Origin of the sequence: Pantoea vagans, assembly GCF_001506165.1 — a bacterium.
GTDB lineage: Bacteria > Pseudomonadota > Gammaproteobacteria > Enterobacterales > Enterobacteriaceae > Pantoea > Pantoea vagans_C.
Genome location: NZ_CP011427.1, coordinates 4,043,894 through 4,068,277, shown reverse-complemented (window position 1 = coordinate 4,068,277; position 24,384 = coordinate 4,043,894). Strand labels below are relative to the sequence as shown.

General features: G+C 52.3%; 24 protein-coding genes. 15 read left to right on the top strand and 9 right to left on the bottom strand.

Features of this window, described 5'->3' with window-relative positions; genetic code table 11:
* Positions 1–8: 8 nt before the first annotated feature.
* From gyrB to dnaA, 4 genes are all read right to left on the bottom strand, one after another.
* Positions 9–2,417, bottom strand: coding sequence for a DNA topoisomerase (ATP-hydrolyzing) subunit B (gene gyrB, locus LK04_RS18775; protein ID WP_039332008.1), 2,409 nt, complete (start codon positions 2,415–2,417; stop codon positions 9–11).
* A 17-nt stretch (positions 2,418–2,434) separates the two neighbouring features.
* Complete coding sequence (gene recF / locus LK04_RS18770; protein WP_039332085.1) at positions 2,435–3,520, bottom strand: DNA replication/repair protein RecF; 1,086 nt, start codon at positions 3,518–3,520, stop codon at positions 2,435–2,437.
* A 180-nt stretch (positions 3,521–3,700) separates the two neighbouring features.
* Positions 3,701–4,801 (bottom strand): DNA polymerase III subunit beta, encoded by a 1,101-nt coding sequence (dnaN, locus tag LK04_RS18765; RefSeq protein ID WP_039332006.1) that lies wholly within the window; start codon positions 4,799–4,801, stop codon positions 3,701–3,703.
* Positions 4,802–4,806: 5 nt separating this feature from the next.
* Complete coding sequence (dnaA, locus tag LK04_RS18760; protein ID WP_039332004.1) at positions 4,807–6,207, bottom strand: chromosomal replication initiator protein DnaA; 1,401 nt, start codon at positions 6,205–6,207, stop codon at positions 4,807–4,809.
* Positions 6,208–6,440: 233 nt separating this feature from the next.
* On the opposite strand from dnaA, the gene LK04_RS20810 reads away from it, so the two are divergent.
* From LK04_RS20810 to LK04_RS18725, 10 genes are all read left to right on the top strand, one after another.
* Complete coding sequence (locus tag LK04_RS20810; RefSeq protein ID WP_167347684.1) at positions 6,441–6,617, top strand: hypothetical protein; 177 nt, start codon at positions 6,441–6,443, stop codon at positions 6,615–6,617.
* A gap of 192 nt (positions 6,618–6,809) precedes the next feature.
* Positions 6,810–6,950: a 50S ribosomal protein L34 gene (rpmH, locus tag LK04_RS20230; RefSeq protein WP_000831330.1), complete on the top strand. Its 141-nt coding sequence runs from the start codon at positions 6,810–6,812 to the stop codon at positions 6,948–6,950.
* Positions 6,951–6,964: 14 nt separating this feature from the next.
* Positions 6,965–7,324 (top strand): ribonuclease P protein component, encoded by a 360-nt coding sequence (gene rnpA / locus LK04_RS18755; RefSeq protein ID WP_034830013.1) that lies wholly within the window; start codon positions 6,965–6,967, stop codon positions 7,322–7,324.
* The gene (yidD, locus tag LK04_RS20225) at positions 7,288–7,545 is read left to right on the top strand and encodes a membrane protein insertion efficiency factor YidD (protein ID WP_007893564.1); all 258 of its coding nucleotides are present in this window, start codon (positions 7,288–7,290) and stop codon (positions 7,543–7,545) included. Before rnpA ends, yidD begins: the two co-directional genes overlap by 37 nt.
* Positions 7,546–7,547: 2 nt before the next feature.
* A complete protein-coding gene (gene yidC, locus LK04_RS18750; RefSeq protein ID WP_039332001.1) occupies positions 7,548–9,194 on the top strand; it encodes a membrane protein insertase YidC in 1,647 nt (548 codons plus the stop codon).
* Positions 9,195–9,277: 83 nt separating this feature from the next.
* The gene (gene mnmE / locus LK04_RS18745; protein WP_039332000.1) at positions 9,278–10,648 is read left to right on the top strand and encodes a tRNA uridine-5-carboxymethylaminomethyl(34) synthesis GTPase MnmE; all 1,371 of its coding nucleotides are present in this window, start codon (positions 9,278–9,280) and stop codon (positions 10,646–10,648) included.
* Positions 10,649–10,808: 160 nt separating this feature from the next.
* A complete protein-coding gene (locus LK04_RS18740) occupies positions 10,809–11,057 on the top strand; it encodes a helix-turn-helix domain-containing protein (protein WP_039331998.1) in 249 nt (82 codons plus the stop codon).
* Positions 11,057–12,367 (top strand): type II toxin-antitoxin system HipA family toxin, encoded by a 1,311-nt coding sequence (locus LK04_RS18735; protein ID WP_039331996.1) that lies wholly within the window; start codon positions 11,057–11,059, stop codon positions 12,365–12,367. The genes LK04_RS18740 and LK04_RS18735 overlap by 1 nt, the downstream gene beginning before the upstream one ends.
* Before the next feature lie 150 nt (positions 12,368–12,517).
* Positions 12,518–13,108, top strand: coding sequence for a malonic semialdehyde reductase (locus tag LK04_RS18730; protein ID WP_039331995.1), 591 nt, complete (start codon positions 12,518–12,520; stop codon positions 13,106–13,108).
* 413 nt (positions 13,109–13,521) lie between these two features.
* Positions 13,522–14,571, top strand: coding sequence for a methyl-accepting chemotaxis protein (locus LK04_RS18725; protein ID WP_039331994.1), 1,050 nt, complete (start codon positions 13,522–13,524; stop codon positions 14,569–14,571).
* On the opposite strand, the gene LK04_RS18720 is transcribed toward LK04_RS18725, so the two are convergent.
* A complete protein-coding gene (locus LK04_RS18720; RefSeq protein WP_039331993.1) occupies positions 14,553–15,065 on the bottom strand; it encodes a flavin reductase family protein in 513 nt (170 codons plus the stop codon). The two genes, LK04_RS18725 and LK04_RS18720, sit on opposite strands and share 19 nt — an antisense overlap.
* A 291-nt stretch (positions 15,066–15,356) precedes the next feature.
* Here LK04_RS18720 and LK04_RS18715 point away from each other — a divergent pair, with 291 nt between their 5' ends.
* Complete coding sequence (locus LK04_RS18715; protein WP_039331992.1) at positions 15,357–16,106, top strand: 4'-phosphopantetheinyl transferase family protein; 750 nt, start codon at positions 15,357–15,359, stop codon at positions 16,104–16,106.
* A gap of 31 nt (positions 16,107–16,137) precedes the next feature.
* Here LK04_RS18715 and LK04_RS18710 read toward each other — a convergent pair whose 3' ends face one another.
* Positions 16,138–17,451: an NCS2 family permease gene (locus LK04_RS18710; RefSeq protein ID WP_039331991.1), complete on the bottom strand. Its 1,314-nt coding sequence runs from the start codon at positions 17,449–17,451 to the stop codon at positions 16,138–16,140.
* Positions 17,452–17,602: 151 nt separating this feature from the next.
* On the opposite strand from LK04_RS18710, the gene yieH reads away from it, so the two are divergent.
* Entirely contained in the window at positions 17,603–18,262 is a 660-nt protein-coding gene (gene yieH / locus LK04_RS18705; protein ID WP_039331990.1) for a 6-phosphogluconate phosphatase, read from the top strand.
* 117 nt (positions 18,263–18,379) lie between these two features.
* Positions 18,380–19,531 carry a DDE-type integrase/transposase/recombinase gene (locus LK04_RS18700; RefSeq protein ID WP_059109794.1) on the top strand — a complete coding sequence of 384 codons (1,152 nt, stop codon included), beginning with the start codon at positions 18,380–18,382 and terminating at the stop codon, positions 19,529–19,531.
* A gap of 196 nt (positions 19,532–19,727) precedes the next feature.
* Here LK04_RS18700 and LK04_RS18695 read toward each other — a convergent pair whose 3' ends face one another.
* Together LK04_RS18695 and LK04_RS18690 are read right to left on the bottom strand one after the other, a co-directional pair.
* Positions 19,728–20,714: an acyltransferase family protein gene (locus tag LK04_RS18695; RefSeq protein WP_231568830.1), complete on the bottom strand. Its 987-nt coding sequence runs from the start codon at positions 20,712–20,714 to the stop codon at positions 19,728–19,730.
* A 294-nt stretch (positions 20,715–21,008) separates the two neighbouring features.
* Positions 21,009–22,136 carry an EpsG family protein gene (locus LK04_RS18690; RefSeq protein WP_039328448.1) on the bottom strand — a complete coding sequence of 376 codons (1,128 nt, stop codon included), beginning with the start codon at positions 22,134–22,136 and terminating at the stop codon, positions 21,009–21,011.
* A gap of 249 nt (positions 22,137–22,385) precedes the next feature.
* Between LK04_RS18690 and LK04_RS18685 the strand changes: the two genes are divergently transcribed.
* The gene (locus LK04_RS18685; RefSeq protein ID WP_052205909.1) at positions 22,386–23,309 is read left to right on the top strand and encodes an alpha/beta hydrolase; all 924 of its coding nucleotides are present in this window, start codon (positions 22,386–22,388) and stop codon (positions 23,307–23,309) included.
* 55 nt (positions 23,310–23,364) lie between these two features.
* On the top strand, positions 23,365–23,835 hold the full coding sequence (locus tag LK04_RS18680) for an Rrf2 family transcriptional regulator (RefSeq protein ID WP_039328449.1): 471 nt from the start codon (positions 23,365–23,367) through the stop codon (positions 23,833–23,835).
* On the opposite strand, the gene LK04_RS18675 is transcribed toward LK04_RS18680, so the two are convergent.
* Positions 23,832–24,209 carry a hypothetical protein gene (locus LK04_RS18675; protein WP_039328450.1) on the bottom strand — a complete coding sequence of 126 codons (378 nt, stop codon included), beginning with the start codon at positions 24,207–24,209 and terminating at the stop codon, positions 23,832–23,834. The genes LK04_RS18680 and LK04_RS18675 overlap by 4 nt on opposite strands.
* Positions 24,210–24,384: the final 175 nt, after the last annotated feature.

Below are 24,384 nucleotides of genomic sequence, written 5' to 3'. Positions count from 1 at the left end.
GAGTCACATCAGATATCGATATTGGCCGCTTTCAGCGCATTCTCTTCGATGAAGGCGCGGCGCGGTTCGACCGCATCGCCCATCAGCGTGGTGAACAGCTGGTCGGCAGCGATGGCGTCTTTAATGGTGACGCGCAGCATGCGGCGGCTGTCAGGGTCCATGGTGGTTTCCCACAGCTGCTCTGGGTTCATCTCGCCCAGACCTTTATAGCGCTGTACTGACAGACCACGGCGCGACTCTTTCACCAGCCACTCAATCGCCTGCTCGAAGCTGGTGACTGGCTGACGGCGATCGCCACGTTCAATAAACGCATCTTCTTCGATCAGGCCGCGCAGTTGCTCGCCCAGACCACAGATTTTGCGGTATTCCGGCCCATCAATGAACTCGCTGTCCATGGGGTAATCCGTATCCACGCCGTGGGTGCGCACGCGCAGTACCGGCTCGAACAGGTTCTGCTCGCGGTTAGCACGCACGTGGGCCATATAGCTGCTGCCATGTGCTTCGCGTTCAGTCAGGTAAGCAACTAAACCATCAATCCAGCTTTTAACGGCGGCTTCATCACTGAGGTCGCTCAAGGTTGGATGATAGATCAGGCCGCGCAGCATCGCCGATGGGAAACGGCGCTCCATGCGTTTAATCATGCGCTGGGTGCTGTTGAAATCACCCACCAGGTTTTCCAGCGGCTGGCCGCCCAGTGCCGGTGCGCTGGCGTTGGTGTGCAGCGTTGCACCGTCCAGTGCGATAGCGATCTGGTACTGGTCCATCGCTTCATCATCTTTAATGTACTGTTCTTGCTTGCCTTTCTTCACTTTATACAGTGGAGGCTGAGCAATGTAGACATGACCTCGCTCGACAATTTCCGGCATCTGACGATAGAAGAAGGTCAACAGCAGCGTACGGATGTGCGAGCCATCGACGTCCGCATCGGTCATGATGATGATGCTGTGATAACGCAATTTGTCCGGGTTGTATTCGTCACGACCGATACCACAACCGAGTGCGGTTATCAGGGTCGCCACTTCCTGTGAAGAGAGCATCTTATCGAAACGCGCTTTCTCCACGTTCAGGATTTTACCCTTCAGCGGAAGGATGGCCTGGTTCTTACGGTTACGCCCCTGCTTCGCAGAGCCGCCCGCTGAGTCCCCTTCCACTAAGTAGATTTCAGACAGTGCAGGGTCGCGTTCCTGGCAATCAGCCAGTTTGCCTGGCAGACCTGCCAGATCCAGCGCGCCTTTACGACGTGTCATTTCACGCGCACGGCGTGCCGCTTCACGCGCACGTGCGGCATCGATAATTTTGCCGACCACGATTTTAGCGTCTGATGGGTTCTCCAGCAGGTATTCGCTCAACAGTTCGTTCATCTGCTGTTCAACTGCAGATTTCACTTCAGAAGAAACCAGCTTGTCTTTGGTCTGTGAGGAGAACTTCGGATCTGGCACTTTCACCGATACCACAGCAATCAGGCCTTCACGCGCGTCATCACCGGTCGCGCTGACTTTAGCTTTTTTGCTGTAGCCTTCTTTATCCATGTAAGCATTCAACGTACGCGTCATCGCAGCACGGAAACCGGCCAGGTGCGTACCGCCATCACGCTGTGGAATGTTGTTGGTAAAGCAGTAGATGTTCTCCTGGAAGCCATCATTCCACTGCAACGCCACTTCCACGCCAATGCCATCTTTCTCGTTAGAGAAATAGAACACAGTGGGGTGAATCGGGGTTTTGTTCTTGTTGAGATACTCAACGAATGCCTTGATACCCCCTTCGTAATGGAAGTGGTCAGCCTTGCCGTCACGCTTGTCTTCCAGACGAATTGAGACGCCAGAGTTCAGGAACGACAGTTCGCGCAGGCGTTTCGCCAGGATGTCGTACTCAAACTCCACCACGTTGGTGAAGGTTTCGTAGCTCGGCCAGAAGCGCACACGGGTACCGGTTGCGTCAGTATCACCGGATACAGCCAGCGGTGCCTGCGGCACGCCGTGCTGATAAATTTGCTGATGCACTTTGCCTTCGCGACGGATGGTAAGCTCCAGCTTCTGGGACAGGGCGTTGACCACTGAGACGCCGACGCCGTGCAGACCACCAGATACTTTGTACGAGTTGTCGTCGAACTTACCGCCGGCGTGCAGGACGGTCATGATCACTTCCGCCGCAGACACACCCTCTTCCGGGTGAATGCCTGTCGGAATACCGCGGCCATCATCCTGAACAGACACGGAATTATCTGCATGGATGGTGACAACGATGTCACTACAGTGACCGGCGAGCGCTTCGTCGATTGCGTTATCCACGACCTCGAATACCATGTGATGCAGACCGGTGCCGTCATCCGTATCGCCGATGTACATGCCCGGGCGTTTGCGTACCGCATCAAGCCCTTTAAGAACTTTGATACTTGAGGAGTCATAAGAATTCGACATCAACGTTTCTCGCTCATTTAATCTTCAGGTTGAACCGCTATTTTACCCTGTTCCACGCGGAACATCTTGCCCTTTTCGTCACTCATGTCGATTACATGTTCGACACCAATGGCACTGACAAATACCTGAGCCTGCGTGGCTTTCAGGCGCTCGGCCAGCAAACGACGACGGGTGTCATCCAGCTCCGAGGCAAAGTCATCAATCAGGTACAAACAACGACGTCCGCTGCTGCGCGTCAGATATTCCCCCTGCGCCAGGCGCAGTGCACACATCAGCAGCTTTAATTGACCGCGTGAGAGTAAATCTTCCACCGGCGTGCCCTCTGCACGAATGCGAAAATCCGCTTTGTGCGGGCCGCTGGCGGTATAGGTGAGCGCACGATCGCGCTCGAAATTGCGTTCCAGGAGTTCGGCGTAATCGCTCTCTTTATCCCAGCCGCGCTGGAACGAAAACGACAGCTCAAACTCCGGTAAAAACTGACCACAGGTGGCGATGATCTCTTTAGCGATCGCCGCACTGTATTCGGCGCGCCATTGGCTGATTTGCTCGGCCAATGGCACTAATTCTTGATCCCACGGGCGAATCTGGCTGTAGCGAGAGACCTGACGCAGCGCCGCATTGCGCTGTTTCATCAAGCGTCGCAAGTTGTTCCACGCATTGAAAAAACCGGGTGCAGAGTGGAAGCAGCCCCAGTCAATGTAGGCTCTACGGTATTTGGGGCCGCCGTTGAGCAAAGTAAACCCTTCCGGTGTGATCAACTGCATCGGCAGTAACTGCGCCAGTTCAGCGACTTTGTGGCCATCACTGCCGTCGATACGCACCTTGCTATCGCCGGCACGATTTTTGGTCAGCCCCACCGCCAACTCACGCTCACTGCCTTCGATACGACCATGCAGGACAAACGCATCCTGATCGTGACGAATCACGCGTCCGGCCTGCAAACTGCGAAACGCACGACCGTGCCCAAGGGTGTAGATCGCCTCCAGCACGCTGGTTTTTCCACTGCCGTTAGCGCCCACGAGAAAATTAAAGCCCGGCGCCAACGTCAGATCGGCCTGCTCAATATTACGGAAATCTTTAATCAGGAGGCGGGTTAAAGCCATGAACGAGTCCAACTGCACATTGAGAAGTGGTTTTTCACCTGACCCTGCAATCGAGGGCGTTAACGGCGAAGCTAGTTTGCGCACGGCCAGCGCGCAGGCCCTGGGAGCATACTGAAGTATGTGGCCAGGGACGAGCACTGCCCGGGGGCAAAATAGCGAGTAAGTTAGCCCGTTTTAAGATCACAAGCGCATAGGCATAACGACGTATGCCGCCGCTGGGCTGGCGACATCTTCAATCTGCACGCTCGAAACCCCATCCGTCAGCAGCAAACGCACGTTCTCGCACTTCAATGCATTCAGCACATCCAGCACGTAACTCACGTTAAAACCAATCTCCAGCTCGGTACCGCTGTAAGACACATCCAGCATCTCTTCCGCTTCTTCCTGCTCAGGGTTATTCGCGGTAATTTTGAGTTGATTTTCGGTGATATAGATGCGAACACCGCGGAACTTCTCATTTGAGAGAATCGCTGCACGGGCAAATGCCTGCTTTAACAGATCGCAGCCCGCTTCGAGCACTTTATCCGGGTTCTTCGGTAATACGCGGCGATAATCCGGGAAACGGCCATCTACCAGCTTGGACGTGAAGATAAAGTCACCCACGTGCGCACGAATGTTGCTGCTGCCAATCTGCACTTGCAGTGGGGTTTCGCCACCGTCCAGCAAACGCACCAGCTCAATCACCCCTTTACGCGGGACGATAACCGAATGGTTCGGCAGCGCCTGACCAATCGGCATCGAACATACCGCCAGACGGTGACCATCAGTGGCGACGGTGCGTAGCTCTTCACCTTCGGTTTCAAACAGCATGCCGTTGAGGTAGTAACGCACATCCTGATGCGCCATCGAGAACTGAGTGGCTTCGATCAAACGTTTCAACGTCGCCTGCGGTAAGGTGAATTCTACCTCACTCTGCCAGTCATCCAGATTCGGGAAGTCACTGGCGGGCAGCGTCGATAAAGAGAAACGACTGCGGCCAGAACGTACCAGCATTCTGTCACCTTCCAGCGTCAAGCTGATTTCAGCCCCTTCCGGCAAACCGCGGCAAATATCGAGGAATTTACGCGCCGGCACCGTAGTGGCGCCTGGCTCGTGGGGCTGCGTCAGGGCAACGCGAGCCACCATCTCCATTTCCAAATCGGTGCCGGTCAGACGCAGTACGCCTTCACTCACCTGCAACAGTAAATTTCCGAGGATCGGTAAGGTCGGGCGTCCACCCAGTGGGCCGCTAACCTGTTGCAGTGGTTTCAGCAACTGCTCACGTTCTACAATAAATTTCATATGCGTCAGGAAGATAGTGTTCGAATTAGGTTAGAGAAATCTTCTTTGATGTCGTGGCTCTCTTCACGCAACTGCTCGATTTTACGGCAGGCGTGGAGCACGGTGGTATGGTCACGCCCACCAAACGCATCACCAATTTCCGGCAGGCTATGGTTAGTCAGCTCTTTCGCCATTGCCATCGCCATCTGACGCGGACGTGCCACCGAGCGCGAACGGCGCTTCGACAGTAAATCCGCCACTTTAATTTTGTAGTACTCGGCCACCGTCTTCTGAATGTTGTCGATGGTGACCAGCTTTTCCTGCAGCGCTAATAAATCGCGCAGCGCTTCGCGGACGAAATCGATGGTAATCGCGCGGCCAGTAAAATTGGCATTGGCGATGACGCGGTTCAGCGCCCCTTCTAACTCACGCACATTCGAACGCAGACGCTTAGCAATAAAGAAGGCGACTTCACCTGGCAGGCGAATATCATTTTCGTCCGCTTTCTTCATCAGGATCGCGACGCGTGTTTCCAGTTCGGGAGGCTCGATCGCGACGGTCAATCCCCAGCCAAAGCGCGATTTCAGACGATCTTCTACACCGTTGATCTCTTTAGGATAGCGATCCGACGTCAGAATGATCTGTTGATTACCCTCCAACAGCGCATTGAAGGTATGGAAAAACTCTTCCTGCGAGCGCTCTTTGTTGGCAAAGAACTGGATGTCATCGATCAGCAACGCATCAACAGAGCGGTAATAACGCTTAAACTCTTCGATCGCGTTATTTTGCAGTGCTTTAACCATGTCCTGCACAAAACGCTCAGAGTGCATGTAAACCACTTTGGCATTGGGCTTGCGCGCAATAATGCCATTACCAACCGCATGCAAAAGGTGGGTTTTACCTAAACCAGTGCCGCCATAAAGGAAAAGCGGGTTGTAAGCGCCGCCTGGGTTATCCGCCACCTGACGTGCCGCCGCGCGCGCCAGTTGGTTAGATTTACCTTCAACGAAATTGTCGAAGTTATGGCGGTTATTCACATTAGAACGGTAGGTGACATCCGCTGGCGCAGGCACGGAATCCCAGCTTGGGCGCAGAATTTGCGCCGGAGCAGGACGGCTTTCAACCGGCGTCGGGGTGCTGTAAGTCGCCATCGCGGGCTGGCTGGCTGCCACCTGAGCAGCCGGGCGTGTGCCCACTTCAAAACGCAGCAACGGCACATTCGCACCGCAGAATTCATTCAGCAGCCCATTGATACTATTGAGATATTTATCCCGAACCCAGTCGAGTACAAACCGATTTGGTGCATACAAGGTCAGCGTATTGTCGTTTAATTCAGCCTGCAGCGGACGAATCCACATGCTGAATTCGGTGGCAGGAAGCTCATCCTGCAAACGGGCAAGACACTGTTGCCAAAGCGTAAGTGACACGGCGGACTCCACTCGTACAAAATCGATAAGAATTTCAGGCGCTAATAATAGAAACTGTCTTTTTAGACACAGGCGATCAGAAAGCGCCTGCGACCGCTATCCGCGGTAGTCATCCCTGGCGATCGCATTTGAGGATCGTCAGCGGAAGGGCGGATCATAGCGTAAAGCGACACAGAGATCTTCCCTTTCTACACAGTTTTGATGCAATTTATCCACAGGCTACAGAAGCGCTAATGAGTTTACGCTTTCTGCGGAAAAAACGAGCGGGGATCTGGCTGAAAGCTGCAATTTTTCTGGTCGCCTCTCGTTTCCGCGCAATAAATCTGCAAATTGATCGCAAGAAGATCCTGCGCGATCCTTGCGCTTTACCCTATAGCCCGTATAATTCCCCACCCGGCATTATTGCGTGAAGCCTTGATGCCCGGAATCAGCGGGCTGTATCTGGGTTTCCAGGTGCCGCGACCAGCGAAGTAAATTGACTCTGGACTGTACAATTATTACAATCCCGCCTCTTTATTAAAGACACATTGAGGCGTTGGTCGATTTACTGGCCCGAAAACGCGTCACCCAGTGAAAATTTTCAAGTTTAGGTAGAAATCGCCATGAAACGCACTTTTCAACCGTCCGTACTGAAGCGCAACCGTTCACACGGTTTCCGTGCTCGTATGGCAACAAAAAATGGTCGTCAGGTTCTGGCACGTCGTCGTGCTAAAGGCCGTGCTCGTTTGACCGTTTCTAAGTAATAAAGCTAACCCTAGTGGTTAAGCTCGCATTTCCCAGGGAGTTACGTTTGTTAACTCCCACTCATTTCACTTTCGTCTTCCAGCAGCCACAAAGAGCCGGTACGCCGCAAATTACCATCCTCGGCCGACTTAACTCGCTGGGGCATCCCCGCATCGGTCTTACCGTCGCTAAAAAACATGTTAAACGCGCCCATGAACGCAACCGGATCAAGCGATTGACCCGCGAAAGCTTTCGTCTGCGTCAACATGAACTGCCCGCGATGGATTTTGTCATCGTGGCGAAAAAAGGGATTGCTGACCTCGATAACCGTGCGTTAACGGAAGCGTTGGAGAAATTATGGCGTCGTCACTGTCGCCTGGCTCGCGGCTCCTGATCGCCCTGATACGCGTTTATCAACGCGCCATCAGCCCACTGCTGGGACCCCATTGTCGGTTCCATCCCACCTGTTCGCAGTATGGGATTGAGGCCTTACGGCGCTTTGGTGTTGTAAAAGGCAGTTGGTTGACGATTAAACGCGTATTAAAATGCCACCCTTTGAACCCGGGTGGTGACGATCCTGTGCCGCCAAAAACCTTTGATACCAGAGAACATTAACGATGGATTCGCAACGCAATCTCTTTCTCATCGCTTTTCTGTTCGTGTCTTTTATGATCTGGCAAGCCTGGCAGACGGACCACGCTCCGCAGCCACAGCAGACTCAGACCACGCAGAACACAAGCAGCGCAGCGGGTGATGCCGCCTCTTCCGGCGTGCCGGCTAGCGGTCAGGGCCAAACGATCACCGTTAAGACTGATGTCCTGTCACTCAGCATCAATACTCGCGGTGGCGATATTGAGCAGGCACAGCTGCTGACTTACCCGGATAAACTGGGTTCAGACGCGCCGTTCCAGCTGCTGGAAACCACGCCAGCCTTCACTTATCAGGCACAGAGTGGCTTAACCGGCCGTAACGGTCCGGATAACCCGAACAATGGCGCACGCCCGCTGTTCACCACGACACAAGATCACTTCGAAATGGCCGATGGCCAGAGCGAACTGCGCGTGCCGCTGACCTGGACCGATGAGAAAGGTGTGGTTTACACCAAAACCTTCGTCTTCAAGCGCGGCGACTTTGCGGTGAATGTCGACTACAACATCCACAACGCCTCACAGCAGCCGCTGGAAGTGTCGATGTTTGGTCAGTTGAAGCAGACCATTGATCTGCCTAAGCACCGTGATACCGGCAGCAATAACTTTGCACTGCATACCTTCCGTGGCGCAGCGTACTCAACCAGTGATGCGAAATACGAAAAATACAAATTCGATACCATCGCGGATAACGAGAACCTGAACACCACCACCAGCAATGGTTGGGTAGCCATGCTGCAGCAGTACTTTGCCACCGCATGGGTGCCACGTACTCAGGGCAACAACACCCTGTACACCAGCAACCTCGGCAACGGCATTGCAGCCATCGGTTATAAATCTGCACCGGTCACCATTGCAGCAGGCGCACAGCAAGACCTCGGCGCAACCCTGTGGTTAGGACCAGAAATCCAGGACAAGATGGCCGCTATCGCGCCACACCTGGACCTGACCGTGGATTACGGCTGGTTGTGGTTCATCTCGCAGCCACTGTTTAAGCTGCTGAAGTTCATCCACAGCTTTATCGGTAACTGGGGCTTCTCCATTATCGTTATCACCTTCATCGTTCGTGGCATCATGTACCCGCTGACTAAAGCGCAGTACACCTCCATGGCGAAGATGCGCATGCTGCAGCCGAAGATTCAGGCAATGCGTGAGCGTCTGGGCGATGACAAGCAGAAGCAGAGCCAGGAAATGATGGCGCTGTACAAAGCAGAGAAAGTGAACCCACTGGGTGGCTGTCTGCCGCTGGTTATCCAGATGCCTATCTTCCTGGCCCTGTACTACATGCTGTCAGGTTCGATTGAGCTGCGTCATGCACCGTTCATTCTGTGGATTCATGACCTCTCAGCGCAGGACCCGTACTACATTCTGCCGGTCATCATGGGTATCACCATGTTCTTCATTCAGAAGATGTCACCGACCACCGTGACCGATCCGATGCAGCAGAAGATCATGACGTACATGCCGGTCATCTTTACCGTGTTCTTCCTGTGGTTCCCTGCTGGTCTGGTGCTGTACTACATCGTCAGTAACCTGGTCACCATCCTCCAGCAGCAGCTGATTTATCGCGGCCTGGAAAAACGTGGTCTGCACAGCCGCGACAAGAAGAAAGCGTAACGTCTGACTGCAACAGCATCAGCGTATACTCAAAGGGCGGCATTTATGTCGCCCTGTTTTTTTGTTTAAAAAGAAGGTCAATCATGAGCCATAGCCACAGCGACACCATTGTTGCCCAGGCCACGCCTCCCGGCCGTGGCGGCGTGGGTATTTTGCGTATTTCTGGCGCGAAAGCCGCTGACATTGCGCAAGCCGTGTTGGGCAAGCTGCCGAAACCGCGTTACGCTGACTATCTGCCGTTTAATGATGCGGATGGCAGTGTGCTGGATCAGGGTATTGCGCTGTGGTTCCCCGGCCCGAACTCTTTTACCGGCGAAGATGTGCTGGAATTGCAAGGCCACGGCGGCCCGGTCATCCTCGACCTGCTGCTAAAACGCATCGTGGCGCTACCCGGCGTGCGTATCGCACAACCCGGTGAATTCTCAGAGCGCGCGTTCCTGAACGACAAACTCGACCTGGCGCAGGCAGAAGCCATCGCTGACTTAATCGATGCCAGCTCAGAGCAGGCGGCACGTTCCGCCGTCAATTCACTGCAAGGCGCATTTTCCCTGCGTGTTAATGCACTTGTGGAAGCACTTACTCACCTGCGCATCTACGTGGAAGCCGCCATTGATTTCCCTGACGAGGAGATAGACTTCCTCTCTGACGGCAAAATTGAAGCGCAGCTGAATGCGGTGATCGGCGATCTGAATGGCGTGCGCGCCGAAGCGCGTCAGGGCAGCCTACTGCGTGAAGGGATGAAAGTGGTGATTGCCGGTCGTCCCAATGCCGGTAAATCCAGCTTGCTCAACGCGCTGGCTGGCCGCGAAGCCGCCATCGTGACGGATATCGCCGGCACTACACGCGATGTCCTGCGCGAGCATATCCATATCGACGGCATGCCGCTGCACATCATTGATACCGCCGGATTGCGTGAAGCCAGCGATGAAGTTGAACGCATCGGTATTGAGCGTGCGTGGCAGGAAATCGAGCAGGCTGACCGCGTGCTGTTTATGGTCGATGGCACCACCACCGATGCCACGGAAGCGGCCGCAATCTGGCCCGATTTCGTCGCGCGTTTGCCTGCGCAACTGCCGATCACCGTCGTGCGTAATAAAGCCGATATGACCGGTGAAGTGCTGGGCTTAACCGAAGTGAATGACCACTCACTGATTCGCCTCTCCGCGCGCACCGGCGAGGGTGTGGACGCGCTGCGTGACCATCTTAAACAGAGCATGGGCTTCTCGGGCAATATGGAAGGTGGATTCCTGGCGCGCCGCCGCCACTTGCAGGCGCTGGAGTTAGCTGCCGCTCACTTACAGCAGGGTCAGGATCAGCTGTTGGGTGCCCGAGCAGGCGAACTGCTGGCGGAGGAGTTACGCCTGGCACAGCAGTCATTGAGCGAAATCACCGGGGAATTCACCTCCGACGATCTTTTGGGCCGAATTTTCTCCAGTTTCTGTATTGGTAAGTAAACCCCCATCTATACCTCTATTCTCACCCGCTTTAGCAGGTAAAAATTATCTTACCTGTTATAGCGGGTAAAACCAAATTTACCTGCTATAACAGGTAAAAGTTGCTTTACCCGCTACACCGTGTAAATGTAATGCCATTACATTTCCGGGAGCCGCTTCCATGAAAGTCACGAATGCTAAGCAATTGAGCAGCTACCTTAAGGACGTCAGGCAGTCAGAGCGACTGTCTCAGGAAAAAGTGGCCAGTAAAGTCGGCATCCGACAAGACACCGTATCCAACTTTGAATTGCAGCCAGGCACAACCAAACTGGAAACACTGTTTCGTATATTGGCGGCTTTGAACCTTGAGTTGGAAGTAAAACCACGCGGTCAGCAGCAAGAAGTCAGCGGCTGGAAGGAAGAGTGGTAATGGCCGAATTGGACGTTTATATGAACGGCTATAGAGTGGGTATTTTCACCCGCGATAGCACAGGCTCTCATCGGTTTCGCTATGTTGATGAATGGCTAAGCCAGCCGGGAAGCCGTCCAATTTCCCTATCGATGCCGCTACGTCATCAGCCCTACATCGGTGACGAGGTCTACAATTTTTTTGATAATCTCCTGCCCGATAATCCTGAAATTCGCAATCGCATCCTCGCACGTTATCACGCGGATTCAACTCAGCCATTTGATATGCTTGAAAAAGTAGGCGCAGATACGGTGGGTGCGATCCAACTGCTCGCTCACGATGCACCTCCCGGTAACGTGCAATCGATTCATTATCAAACTTTAAATGATACCGAGCTGGAAAAGATTCTGAATGGCTACCAGACCGGCGCTCCACTTGGCATGCTTGAAGAAATCGCTGATTTTCGTATTTCACTGGCTGGGGCACAGGAAAAAACGGCGCTGCTCCGTCTGAAGGATCAGTGGTGCTTACCACAGGGTACAACCCCTACAACTCATATTCTTAAGCTGCCGATTGGTAAAATCCAGAGCCATTCTCATACCATCGATCTCACTAACAGCGTAGAAAACGAATGGCTTTGCACCCTGGTTGCGAAGGAATTTGGTTTGCCTGTACCAGAATGCTTTGTGGTCAATGTGGGCGAATGCAAAGCGCTGGCTGTAGAGCGCTTTGATCGCCGATGGGCATCAGATGCGCGTTGGATCATGCGTTTACCTCAAGAGGATTTCTGCCAGGTTCTCAATATTCCCTCCGCTGGCAAATATGAAAGTCACGGAGGCCCAGGCATTCAACAAATTATGCATTTCCTGTTGAGCTCCGCAGAGGTTGATCAGGATCGCTATAACTTTATGAAAGCACAGGTTCTCTTCTGGCTGCTGGCGGCGACAGATGGACATGCCAAAAACTTTTCTATTTTTATCGAAGCAGAGGGTCGCTTCCGACTGACGCCCTTTTACGACATTCTCTCGGTCTATCCGGTTATTGGGGCAAAAGGACTGCATATCCGCGATGCAAAACTCGCTATGGGGTTGAAAGGTTCTCATGGGAAAAAATATGCAATCGAGCAAATCTTTCCTCGTCACTTTCTGGCAACAGCCAAAGCGGTGGGATTCGATAAAACAGCGATGGAAGATATCCTGCAAGAAATGAGTGCCAGTATTGATGAGGTTATCGAACGTGTGACGTATCAGCTGCCTGATAATTTTCCGATCGAAATTCAAACGACGATCCTGGATGGACTCAAAGCACGTTCGGCTCGCTTAACGCTATAGCCGGGCAGATGTAAAACATGCATCTTTGTTATTTGGCTCCCCCTCTCCTTTGCAGTATAACAATCGCGGGTCTGCGCTAAAGCGCACCCGTTCTATCGACTATTCATGCTAAAAAATCAGGCGCGGATGCGACCTGAACAGGAGAGAAACATGAGTACACCGCTCGACAGCGTGGCGCTGAACGCGCTGTTCAATGAAGCCCGCACGCACAGCTACTGGCAGGACAAACCGATCTCTCACGATGTGTTGCAGCAGCTGTACAGTCTGACCGCGCTTGGCCCGACTTCGGCCAACTGCTCGCCGGGTCGTTTCGTGTTTGTCACGTCTCAGGAAGGCAAAGAGAAGCTGAAGCCCGCACTCTCCTCTGGCAATGTGGATAAAACCATGGCGGCACCGGCAACGGTAATTGTGGCATGGGACCCTGAGTTCTACGAAGCGTTACCCAAGCTCTTCCCGCACGGCGATGCGCGTAGCTGGTTCACCAGCAGCCCGGATCTGGCCAAAGAGACCGCATTCCGTAATAGCAGCCTGCAGGCAGGCTATCTGATTCTGGCCGCGCGGTCGCTGGGACTGGATGCCGGTCCTATGTCTGGATTTGATCCCGCAAAAGTGAACGAAGCCTTCTTCAGCGAAAGCAAATGGCAGGTGAACTTACTGATCAATCTCGGCTACGGCGAAGCCAGTAAATTACATGCGCGTTTACCGCGTTTGGGCTTTGATGAAGCCAGCAAATTTGCCTGATAAAGTGCTGCGCCGGGATAAATTTCGGCGCAAATTAAGTTTGAGTATCGATATTTAATATCGTGTTCTTAGGGCAAATTGCCGCATATCGTATTTCTCTTCACCACGAAATTCCCACGATACACCAAAATTAATTATTCTTACCTATTAAACCTGTAGCGCACTCATCACCTTAACCTCTCCCACCATATGATTTTCATATGACATCTAATTTATTGATACTGAACAAATTAAAACAAACCCATTGAAACTTAAGCCAAATGACATATTCAGCTTATTTCATAATAATGACAGCATTAAATTTCCGTGCTTACAATAAATGACAAACAAACTGCCTGTGGCGTTGTAATTCTTATTACCCACGCCATAGATTCGGCTGCATTCCTCTTATGACTCTGAGGGCTGAATATCCCATGACTGATCCGCGTGAAATTGTTGAACTCAGCTATGCCATTCGAAAAATGGCGGATGCCAAAATTGAAGACATTAATGATATTAATCGGGAAACCACCATACTGGCTCTTAATGCTCTAATTGAAGCCGCACGAGCGGGAGAGGCGGGCCGCGGCTTTGCCGTAGTGGCAAATCAGGTTAAACAGGTATCAACCAATATTGGGGACATCACGCAAAGTCTAACCAAAGAGTTATCTGGTTCGCTGTCAGAGCTGACCTCACTCGGAGATGTGATGATTCAGCAGATCCAGCGCCATGAAAGCCAACGCTGTATCGATTTGGCGCTCAATATGATCGACATTATTGATCGCAATCTCTATGAACGTTCTTGCGATGTGCGCTGGTGGGCGACAGATGCCGCGGTAGTTAATTGTGCACTGAATGGCGATGTAGATGCATGCCAACATGCGGCCGAGCGGTTATCGGTGATTCTGGATAGCTATACGGTTTATCTCGATATCTGGATAACCGATGTGCAAGGCAATATTCTCGCCAACGGGCGTGGTGACCGTTATCCACTGCGCCAACAGAATGTTCGTCACCTTGACGCCTTCCGCCAGGCCATTAACACCCGCAGCGGTGCTGATTATGCTGCCGCAGACATCATGACACTACCGCAATTGCATCATGCCGCAGTGGCGACCTATGGCACCGCGATCCGTGAGGGTGGAAGCAACACAGGGCGCGTGCTGGGCAGTCTACTGATATTCTTTGACTGGGCGCCGCAAGCCGCCGCCGTAGTGAATAATGTCCGCCTGAGCAAAGAGGAGTGGACACGCTCACGCTGTATGATTCTTGATTCAAAACATCGCGTCATCGCCAGTTCCGATGCAAACGCGCAGCCTGGCGAGGCTTTTCGCTTGAACACACAGGGGCAAAACTCAGGCAGCTGGCAGCCTGAAAATGGACGCCAGGTCGCTTTTGCCCTGACGCCCGGTTACGAGAGCTATCAGGGATTAGGTTGGTACGGCGTGATTGAACAGCGTGAGGCTCAATCACCCAAGCGATGAAAACCGCTGTTAAAGTAAATCATGGGCTCTGCCGCTTCGCCCGGCAGCGAGATGCCGACGATACGCGCCAGCAGTACGCTATGCGTGTTCCACTCCACCACCTTTTCCAACTGACAGTCAAAACTCACCAGCGCATCAGCCAATACCGGTGCGCCCGTATTCAACGTTTGCCATTCGCCGCTCTGGAAGCGTTCTGCACGACGCGCAGACTGGCTGAACTGGGCGCATAAATCGTCGTGCTGCTCACGCAATACGTTCACGGCAAAGTGGCCCGCATTGACGAAAGCATCGTGGCTGGATGCGCTACGATTAACGCACACCAGCAAACTTGGTGGCTCGGCAGCCAGTGAGCTAACTGACGTGGCAATCAGCCCCAGCTTTTCGCCCTGAAACTCGGTGGTAACCAATGACACGCCCGCGGTTAAGCGACGCATACCATGACGAAATTCATCCAGAGAGATCGATTCCTGGCGAGTAAGTGAGGCTAGTGACATAAAAAACTCCAACGTGCGTGCGGCTGCGATGAGCACGATTACTTAAGGTGGATTGTTTGCGCACTTCGATGTGCTGTTTTGCTGTCCAAATCCTACACCACATCAGGCTGTACGGCATCCTTTACGGACAGAATCAGCAAAAGCGTTATATACAAAGTCGTGGATTGGGATTAGATGCCGCTTCGGTGTTATCTGAATTTTTGGTCATTAGATGTTATGCCGGATGCAAACCCATGAGAAAATTCTTACAATAGATTTGATGATTATCTGACCATTTTCACGGAGCGACAGATGGCTAGTCATTTTGTACGTTGGATGGGAAATTCGCCGCTCTCTTCAGAGCGACTGCGAGTTCCACAGGATGTGATTAGCAGCGCTGAGCGCTTCCCTGATAAGCGCCGCAGCCGCTTTCTTGCCGCACGCGAATTGCTGGCGCAGCTGATGCTACGCGTCTATGGCATTCGTGAACTGCCGCTGCTCACCACCACCAGCAGTGGCCGCCCCTGTTTTGCCGATCCTAACCTCCCTGACTTTAGTATTGCCTACGCGGGCAATATGGTTGGCGTGCTACTGGCAGAAGAAGGTGGGCGTGCCGGGTTGGATATGGAGATTGTGCGTGCTCACAGCCGTCAGACGCAGGATGCCTTAACACAGGATCTCTCCTCAGGTGAGAAAGCCTGGATTAATGCGCAGCAGGATTTTATGGAAGCGGTGACGCAAATCTGGACCCTGCGTCAAAGTATTCTCAAGCTGACCGGAGAAGCGGAGAGCGGGATCGGTACCTTGCAGTTGCATCCGGCCGCGGGCCGTCTGCGTTCCAGCGTATTCCCCGATATTCAGGCGGTGTGTGATGCCGAACCAATGCTGGTGTGGTCGTGCGCGCTTTCTCCCGGCACCGAGCGTCTGTGTCTGTGGGAGATTGATGCCCAGCACCAGTGGCAGCCGCTGCGAGACGTGGAAATGAACAAGCCGAATATCGGTCCGCGCTCACTGCGCCTCACCAGTTTGGTGAGCACGCCACAAGAAATCAGCCATCCATAACAAAACAGGCCGCAATCGCGGCCTGTTTCTATTAATGCGCGTCGATAAACGCGATTTTCAGCACAAACAACAGGGCAACAATCACCACGCACGGGCTGATTTCACGCCAGCGGCCGGTACCGAGTTTCATCACACAGTAAGAGATGAAACCCAAGGCAATACCTTCGGTGATCGAGAAGCTAAACGGCATCATGGCGGCGGTAACAAATGCCGGCACCGCTTCGGTGAGGTCATCCCAGCGCACACGCGACAACGACGCAGTCATCAGCACGCCGACATAGATCAACGCACCTGCAGCAGCATAGGACGGCACCATCGCGGCCAGCGGCGACAGGAACATCACCAGCAGGAACAGAATCCCGGTGATCACCGCCATCAAGCCCGTGCGGCCACCAATCGCCACGCCCGATGAACTCTCAATGTAGGCGGTCACGGAAGAGGTGCCAATCAACGAGCCGGTGACCGAGCTGATGCTATCCACATACAGCGCCTGCTTCATACGCGGGAAGGTGCCTTTCTCATCGGTGAGTCCGGCTTTATCGGTCACGCCAATCAGTGTACCGGAAGAGTCGAACAGGTTGACCAACATAAAGGAGAAGATCACGCCCGCCATGCCGATGTTAAACGCACCTTTGATATCGACCTGGCCCACCACGGACGTCACGGCTGGAGGCGCGGCAAACACACCGCTGAATTTCACATCGCCAATCACCAGGCCAATCACCGTGGTCACCACAATCGAAACCAGCACCGCCGCATGAATATTGCGTGAAGCCAAAATCGCAATGATGAAGAAGCCGAGTGCGCCGAGTAGCACGCTGTGTGAGGTCAGGTTGCCGACCGTCACGATGGTATCGGCATTCGGCACGATGATACCGGCGTTTTTCAGCCCCATCATCGCGATAAACAGCCCAATACCGGCTGTGATACCCACGCGCAGGCTCATCGGGATGTTAGCAATCATCCAGTAGCGCACGCGCAGCAGCGTAAGAATCAGCAGACCCAGTGCGCCCCAGAAAATCGCGCCCATGCCGACCTGCCATGAATATCCCATGGCGCCGACCACCACAAAGGCGAAAAACGCATTTAAGCCCATCGCCGGTGCCAGCGCGACGGGCAGGTTTGCCACCAGCCCCATCAGGATGCTGCCAAACGCGGCGATCAGGCAGGTGGTCACAAATACCGCCTGGGTATCCATGCCGGCTGCGCCAAGGATCTGTGGGTTAACGAAGACGATGTACACCATCGTCAGGAAAGTCGTGAAACCGGCGATCACTTCCGTGCGCGCGGTTGTGCCGTGTTCCTGCAGCTTAAACATGCGCTGCAACAAGCCCTGATTGTTCATTCAACTGTCCCGAAAAAAATTAATCGCCGCGTATCCTATAGATTTTAGCCCGGCAAAACACTGATTATTCGCAACCGGTTGGCTCAGGGTCGCTTTCTGCGCTCAGTGCGATACAGTGTCAGCTGGTTGTTTACTAAAAGGATGATGTGCGATGTCAGTTGAATGTGTTTTTTTCGATTGCGACGGTACGCTGGTCGATAGTGAAGTGATCTGTACGCAGTCTTACGTCAACACCTTTGCCCGCTACGGTATTGAACTCTCTTTGCAGCAGATGTTTGAGCAGTACAAAGGGGTGAAGCTTTACGACATCGTGCGTGATGTACTCGCACAGCATCAGAAAGCGGTGCCGATCGACGAGTTTGAAACCGCTTATCGCGCTGAAGTGGCGCGACTGTTTGACCTCGATTTACAGCCGATTGCTGGGGCAAAACCGCTGATTGAGCAGGTAAAAGTGCCGATGTGCGTGGTGTCGAACGGCACGGTGAAAAAGATGCAGCATTCACTGGGTTTAACCGGCATGCTGCCGTATCTCGATGGCCGCCTGTATAGCGGTTATGACATCAATCACTGGAAGCCCGATCCGGAATTGATGTACCACGCCGCGGAACAGATGCAGGTGCCGATTGAGAAATGCATTCTGGTGGATGATTCAGAAGCGGGTGCGCGAGCCGGCATTGCGGCGGGTATTCCGGTGTTTTATTACTGCGCTGATGCGCACAATCCTGAACTGGACCACCCGCTGGTGACGCGCTTCGATGATATGGCGCAATTGCCAGATCTGTGGCGCGCCAGAGGGTGGGATTTGGTGTAAACCGCGATGCGGTTTTTCGTAGGGTGCGCATTCAGGTGCAAACCGGGCACATAGGTAACACTTTAGACCGGGCACATGGGTAACAGTTATAAATTGGTATAGCAGAGGAGACTCACTATGCCCTGGACTGAGACTGTTACCATGCAACGCCTTCATTTCATCCTCGCCTGTCAGGCAGGCGAGAAATCCATGACCGAGCTTTGCCACCTTCACGGCATTAGTCGAAAAACCGGCTATAAATGGCTTAAGCGATTTAATGCTGAAGAGCTCTCCTCTGTTGAAAATCGCTCCCGTGCCCGTCTCACGCAGCCAGAAAAAATCCCTCCGGATATCGCCGGACAACTCGTCCTCTTTCGCCAGCAGCATCCCGACTGGGGGCCTAAAAAAATTCGCCACTGGTTCCTCAATAACAACGCTGACTTCATCGTTCCCGCGGCCAGCACGATAGGGGACCTTTTGAAAGAAGAAGGGCTGGTTTCTCCACGGATAAGGCGCAAGCGTACGCCGGGAAATCTGAACGAACTCACCGATGCGAACAGGAATAATCACGTCTGGAGCGCTGACTTTAAGGGCCGCTTTCGCCTGAAAGACGGCAGCTGGTGCCGCCCGTTCACCCTCACCGACAACCACAGCCGCTACCTCCTGTGCTGTGAGCCCGGCACGTCAGAGACCACGACATTCGTGCGTGGCTGTATGGAAGCCGCCTTCCGCGAAGGTGGACTCCCCGACATTATCCGCACCGATAACGGCTCTCCCTTCGTCGCGCCGGGCATCCTGGCGCTGACACAGTGGAGCGTGTGGCTGATGAAGTTGGGTATTAAAACAGAAAGAACCACGCCGGGATGTCCGGGGCAAAATGCCCGTCACGAGCGCATGCATCTCTCGATGAAGACCGCGATGAGCCACCATGATGTGTTTGGCTCGCTGTCGGAACAACGGGTGTGGTGTAACGGATGGCGTAATGAGTTCAATCGGGAGAAGCCGCATGAGGCTCATGGACAGGTACCGCCCGCAAAAATATGGGTGCCCTCACCGCGAAGTTGGGATGGAAAAGTGCCTGAGGTGAACTATCCGGAGGGGGCAAAGCTATATAAAGTCGGAGAAAAAGGTGACCTGAGCCTGAACGGGCGCACGTTCCTGAGTTCGGCATTACGGGGTGAGTACGTGAGGTTCCTGGAAGTGGATGACGGAGTTGACGTCATCCTCTTCGACAGGGTGATACTGGCGTATTATGACCGGGCAGAAAAAAGTATTATTCGAATCGACTGAGCACAAAAGTGTTACCTATGTGCCCGGTCTGATCTGTTACCCATGTGCCCGGTTGTACCTTCATGCGCACCCTACGAATGTCGCGCACGATTGTCGTTATCAATATGCACCCTACAAATATCGCGCACGATTGTCGCCACTAACCCCTCACGATTGCCGTAGGGTCGCCATTAATGGCGACCTGATGCGTCGGGACTCAATCCCGTGCGATATTGGTCGGTGGCGCGATCGAAGGCTGTTTGTGATGTGCGCGCTTCAGGAAACGGCTCTCCAGCACATTCCACGAGGTGTAAGCCAGTGCCAGCGTGATCACGATGGTCAATCCCAGGCCGATAAAGGCGTTGGTGGCAAACAAACCAAAATGCTGCAGCACCTGAATAATCGGCCAGTGGTACAGGTACATGCCGTAAGACAGGTCACCGTATTGGCTGATCTTGACCTCTTTGCACAGGTTGGTGCAGAACAGAATCACCACGGACGAGAAGGCGATCGGCTCAATAATGAAGGAATACTGGGTATTCTTGAACAGCAGGAACACCACCAGAGACACAATCGTAATCTCCTTCAGGCGATCGAAGGTCGGCTGATGTATCGCCAACAGACTGCCAAAGAAGAAGAAAGAAGAGAGTGAAACAAACTGTTTTGCCAGCGTGTCAGCCTTCGGCCCGGTATACAGCGAGGTGAAGTAGAAGAACCACGCGCAGGAGATAACGAAAATGATACTCCAGACTTTAAGCGGGCTTTTCTTCATCAGCGGTACGATAAACGGCAGCAGCACATAGAGTGTCAGCTCAGCTTTGATCGTCCACAGTGAACCATCCATCGGCTGGTTAGGGTTGCTGGTAAACACACCCGGCAGTGAAGGCTGAATGAAGTTCAGGAATGAGAAGTTAGCGATCAGATATTTGATGGTCTCTTTATTTTTCAGGAAATCCATCAGCGGCAGCGTCGTCAGACACATGCCAATTACGAAGCAGAGAACAATGACGAAGATATAAGCGGGAAGAATACGTTGAGCACGCTTAATAAAATAGGACGTGAGTGATTTACTTCTTAAGTAACTTTTCGCAATAAGGAATCCACTTATTGCGAAAAAACCTCGTACGGCAAAGTCACTATTTAAAAATTGAGACAGGAACCGAATATCGGCACTTCTGGTGACTTCAGCGGCATGCACCAGCATGACGATAAAGGCGAGCGAGAACCGGACGATATCAAAATTATTTTTTTCGTTCATATCTGCATTCTTTCATTGAGTGACTTGGCGCCAGTGAGTCTTGAATAACCTGGTTTAAAATTGCTAAGAATATTCCTAACTCTGCTGGCGCAGATGTGAGTCTATTAGAGGTTCATGGAAAGAAAAATGCAAGCGATGACCAGTACCACTAAAACATTCAGAATTTCCTTATGCGTCTATCGGCTTTATCTGAGAAATAAAAAAACGCTAGCCCGGAGGCTAGCGTTTAGGTATTGGGTGTTACAGCTTAAATGTTTGTGAAACTTCGTAACCGGTTATCGACTGTTTACTGGAAATGGTATTGTAATAAAGATAATAGAGTACCATTAAAACGGTAATCGCGACGGCCGCAACTTTCTTGAGTTTTTTGGTTTCCCAAATACAGAGGGAAATAAGCACCGGTTCAACTTGCAACAGGTAGTTTGCCAGTCGGCCACCGGAGGCGTAGTCCTGCAGCGCCATCCTGATACCCGCACCAATCGCGAACGTGATGACCAGAATGTAATAAGTATTAAACTTCACCGGGTCGAAGTTTTTGATTCTGTCGCTCAACAGCATAAAGCTAAAGATAAATACAAAGCCGATATTCTTCAGGTTTGAGAGAGTCAGGATACCCTGATCCTGGGTCGATTCTTGGTTAGCGTAACCCATTGCCCTGTCACCCAATCCACCGAGGTGGCTGGAAAGCACAGCAATCAACGCAGAGCTTCCCATAAAGGCGAGGGGCAAGCTGGCCACCACAATCAAAATAGGAATATATTTGTTTTTCCTCACAATCATCGCCATGGGAATGAGCAGGGCAATAATCCCGGTTGCGTGGCTGATAAAGGAGAGAATAAAGGTGGTGATCATCCCGGATTTACTGCGGCGGGACATATGATACACAAAGCCCATTAAGAACGCGGAACATAAACCAAATCGAATCTGGTTCATGTCTTTGTTAATAAACAGGTGAGCAGAGTAGACGGCCAGAGCCACAATCGGCAGCGGTGTCAGCTTGCGGAAATACCAGGCATTGACGCAGACCGCGATCACCGTAAAGACATAGATAAAGATATCGGGATTGGCGGTAAATACACGTGTGAGACCTGCTATGGCGTAGATCGCGGGTTCGTAGCGGAATTCTTCTGCGGTACGCCAGAATCCTTCAATAACAATTTTATCGACGAAGTGAACAAAGAAATCACGATACTGGAAATCATCCAGACCTGTTCCCAGACCACGAATTCCGCCGAAAGTAAATAACACGACAACGGCAACAAAATAAACGTATGATCTGATTTGTGCTGTGTTTTCATTTTTACTTAACATGACTTCGACAAGCGCGACAAAAGTCAGGCTAAGACTTATGATCCAGTAAATTCCCATGGTCACAGATTCTTATAGTTTAAAATTTACTTATAACATATGGCCTTGTTAACGTAAACATGAGAAAAGTCTAATTTTTCTTGGCCCAGTATTATAGTGGGTGCAGGTGAGTAATATTATTTGTTACTTTATCAGGGTTATTCATTTGATTTGATTCTCTCTGGGACAGGCGTTGGGCAGCGAAGCCTTAGGGAAACTTTTGGTTTTGTCATTTGTTACTGATTTTACTCAGGATTTGGAGTCATAGAGATGAAGTTCCCTCATTTATCGGCAGTGCTTTTCTTGTTGTATCTTCCGGCTGCGTTTGCCAATAAGGAAATTCCTGTCTGGCCAAATGAAGTGTCAGGAAATAATAAATTTATTAATTTTAGTAAAAACCCGACCAACAATAATCGCGCTGTCACAAATGTCGATTCTCCAGAAATGATTTATGTTCCACCGATCGGGAAAAATAATCACTCGGCTGTGCTAATCATTCCCGGTGGGGGTTTTTCTTATATTATGCAGGACGCTGAAGGGCTCGATGTGGCAAAGGTGCTGAGCCAAAAAGGGTATTCCTCGTTTGTATTAATTTATCGTATGCCGCGCGGGGGTTCTGAGGTTAACCGGAATCATGCATTTTCTGATGTGCAGCGAGCGATGCGCATGATTCGGGGCCATGCGGCAGACTATCGCATTGCCTCCAATCAGATTGGCGTGATGGGGTTTTCAGCCGGGGCATTCCTCGCCGCCAATGTGAGTAACAGCCCCGACGCCAATAATTACACGGCTGTTGATGCGCAGGATCAGGTTTCCGCACGGCCCGATTTCACCGCACTGATCTATCCGGTGCTGTCACTGAAAAATGGCGTGACACATGTGGGCACACGCACGGCGATGTACGGCAAAGATATCAGCCAGGCTGACATTGATCAGTATTCACAGGAAGACCGTGTAAGCGGCAACACTCCGCCGACATTCCTTGCGCAGGCGCTGGATGATGGCACGGCTTCGCCCAGAAACACGTTACAGATGTTTGATGCCCTGCGTAAAAACCATGTGAAGGTGGAGATGCATCTTTTCCAGCAGGGCGGGCACGGTTTCGGCACCGCACTGAAAAAGAATATTCCGGCCAAAAACTGGCTCACTCTGTTCAGTGACTGGCAAGCGAGCCTGGTGCAGAAAGCGGGATAAATTGTTGCAGCCTGGCGCGTTTGCTAGAGTGTCGTGAACTTTAGAGGAACCCTCCATGCCCCGCGACAACCGAATGTCCCGCTCCCTGCACGCGCTGATTCATCTCGATCGGCACGTTAAACGCGCCACGTCTGAAGCCATGGCCAAAATGTTGGGCACTAATCCGGTGGTGGTACGCCGCATGATGTCCGGGCTGCGCGAAAAAGGCTATGTGGTGTCGGAGAAAGGGCACGGCGGTGGCTGGGAGCTTCGGGTAGAGCTAAACGCGATAACGCTGCTCGATGTTTATCAGGCCATTGGCTCACCGGCGCTGTTCAGCATCGGGCCTGCTGCCGATCCCTCGCCGTGTCTGGTGGAGCATGCGGTTGATGAGCGTCTCGACCAGGCACTCAACGAAGCGGAAGTGGTGCTGCTTAATCGCTTTAGCCAAATCACCGTGGCCGATATTGCCGATGATTACCTCAGCAAAATGGCAAAACTGGGGCTGGAAGCCGAGCCCCATCCGCTGTGCAGTGATGAGTCTTAATCCTGCTTCTGTAAGGTGATCTGCGCGTTATGTTTCATCACGTGCGTGGTCACTGCTGCCTGGAATACTTTGAACATCAGACCGTTGATAAAGGTGGTCAGGGTTAAGGTAATAAACGCCGTCATCACCCAATCAATCACCGCCATATCGCTGTGCAGCAGGTAAGGGCGATAAATCAGCATGCCGACTAGCACTGTCCAGTGACTCATGCAGTAAAAGCAGTGAAACAAGTGGCCAAGTAGCGCGTGCTTTTTGGCCGTCCAGGCACGTAGTCCGGCAAACAATTCGGTTTGGGTGATGGTCATCGCGATGCTGGCCGCCGCCAGTGCAATCGCTACACATGTCCATACGTCCGGGGTGATCATGCTGTTCATTTTCTCTCCTGCTCCGTGTTTATCATGTAACTTACATTATTACATGATAGGTTAAGTCGCAAGCACCCAACTTCAGCAACCTGTGCGCCACATTGGCGAGATTTCGTTATTTATTGGCTTTAATACTAAACATAGCCAGAGAAGGCTTTTTTATAATGCTGCTGACGTGTTTAAC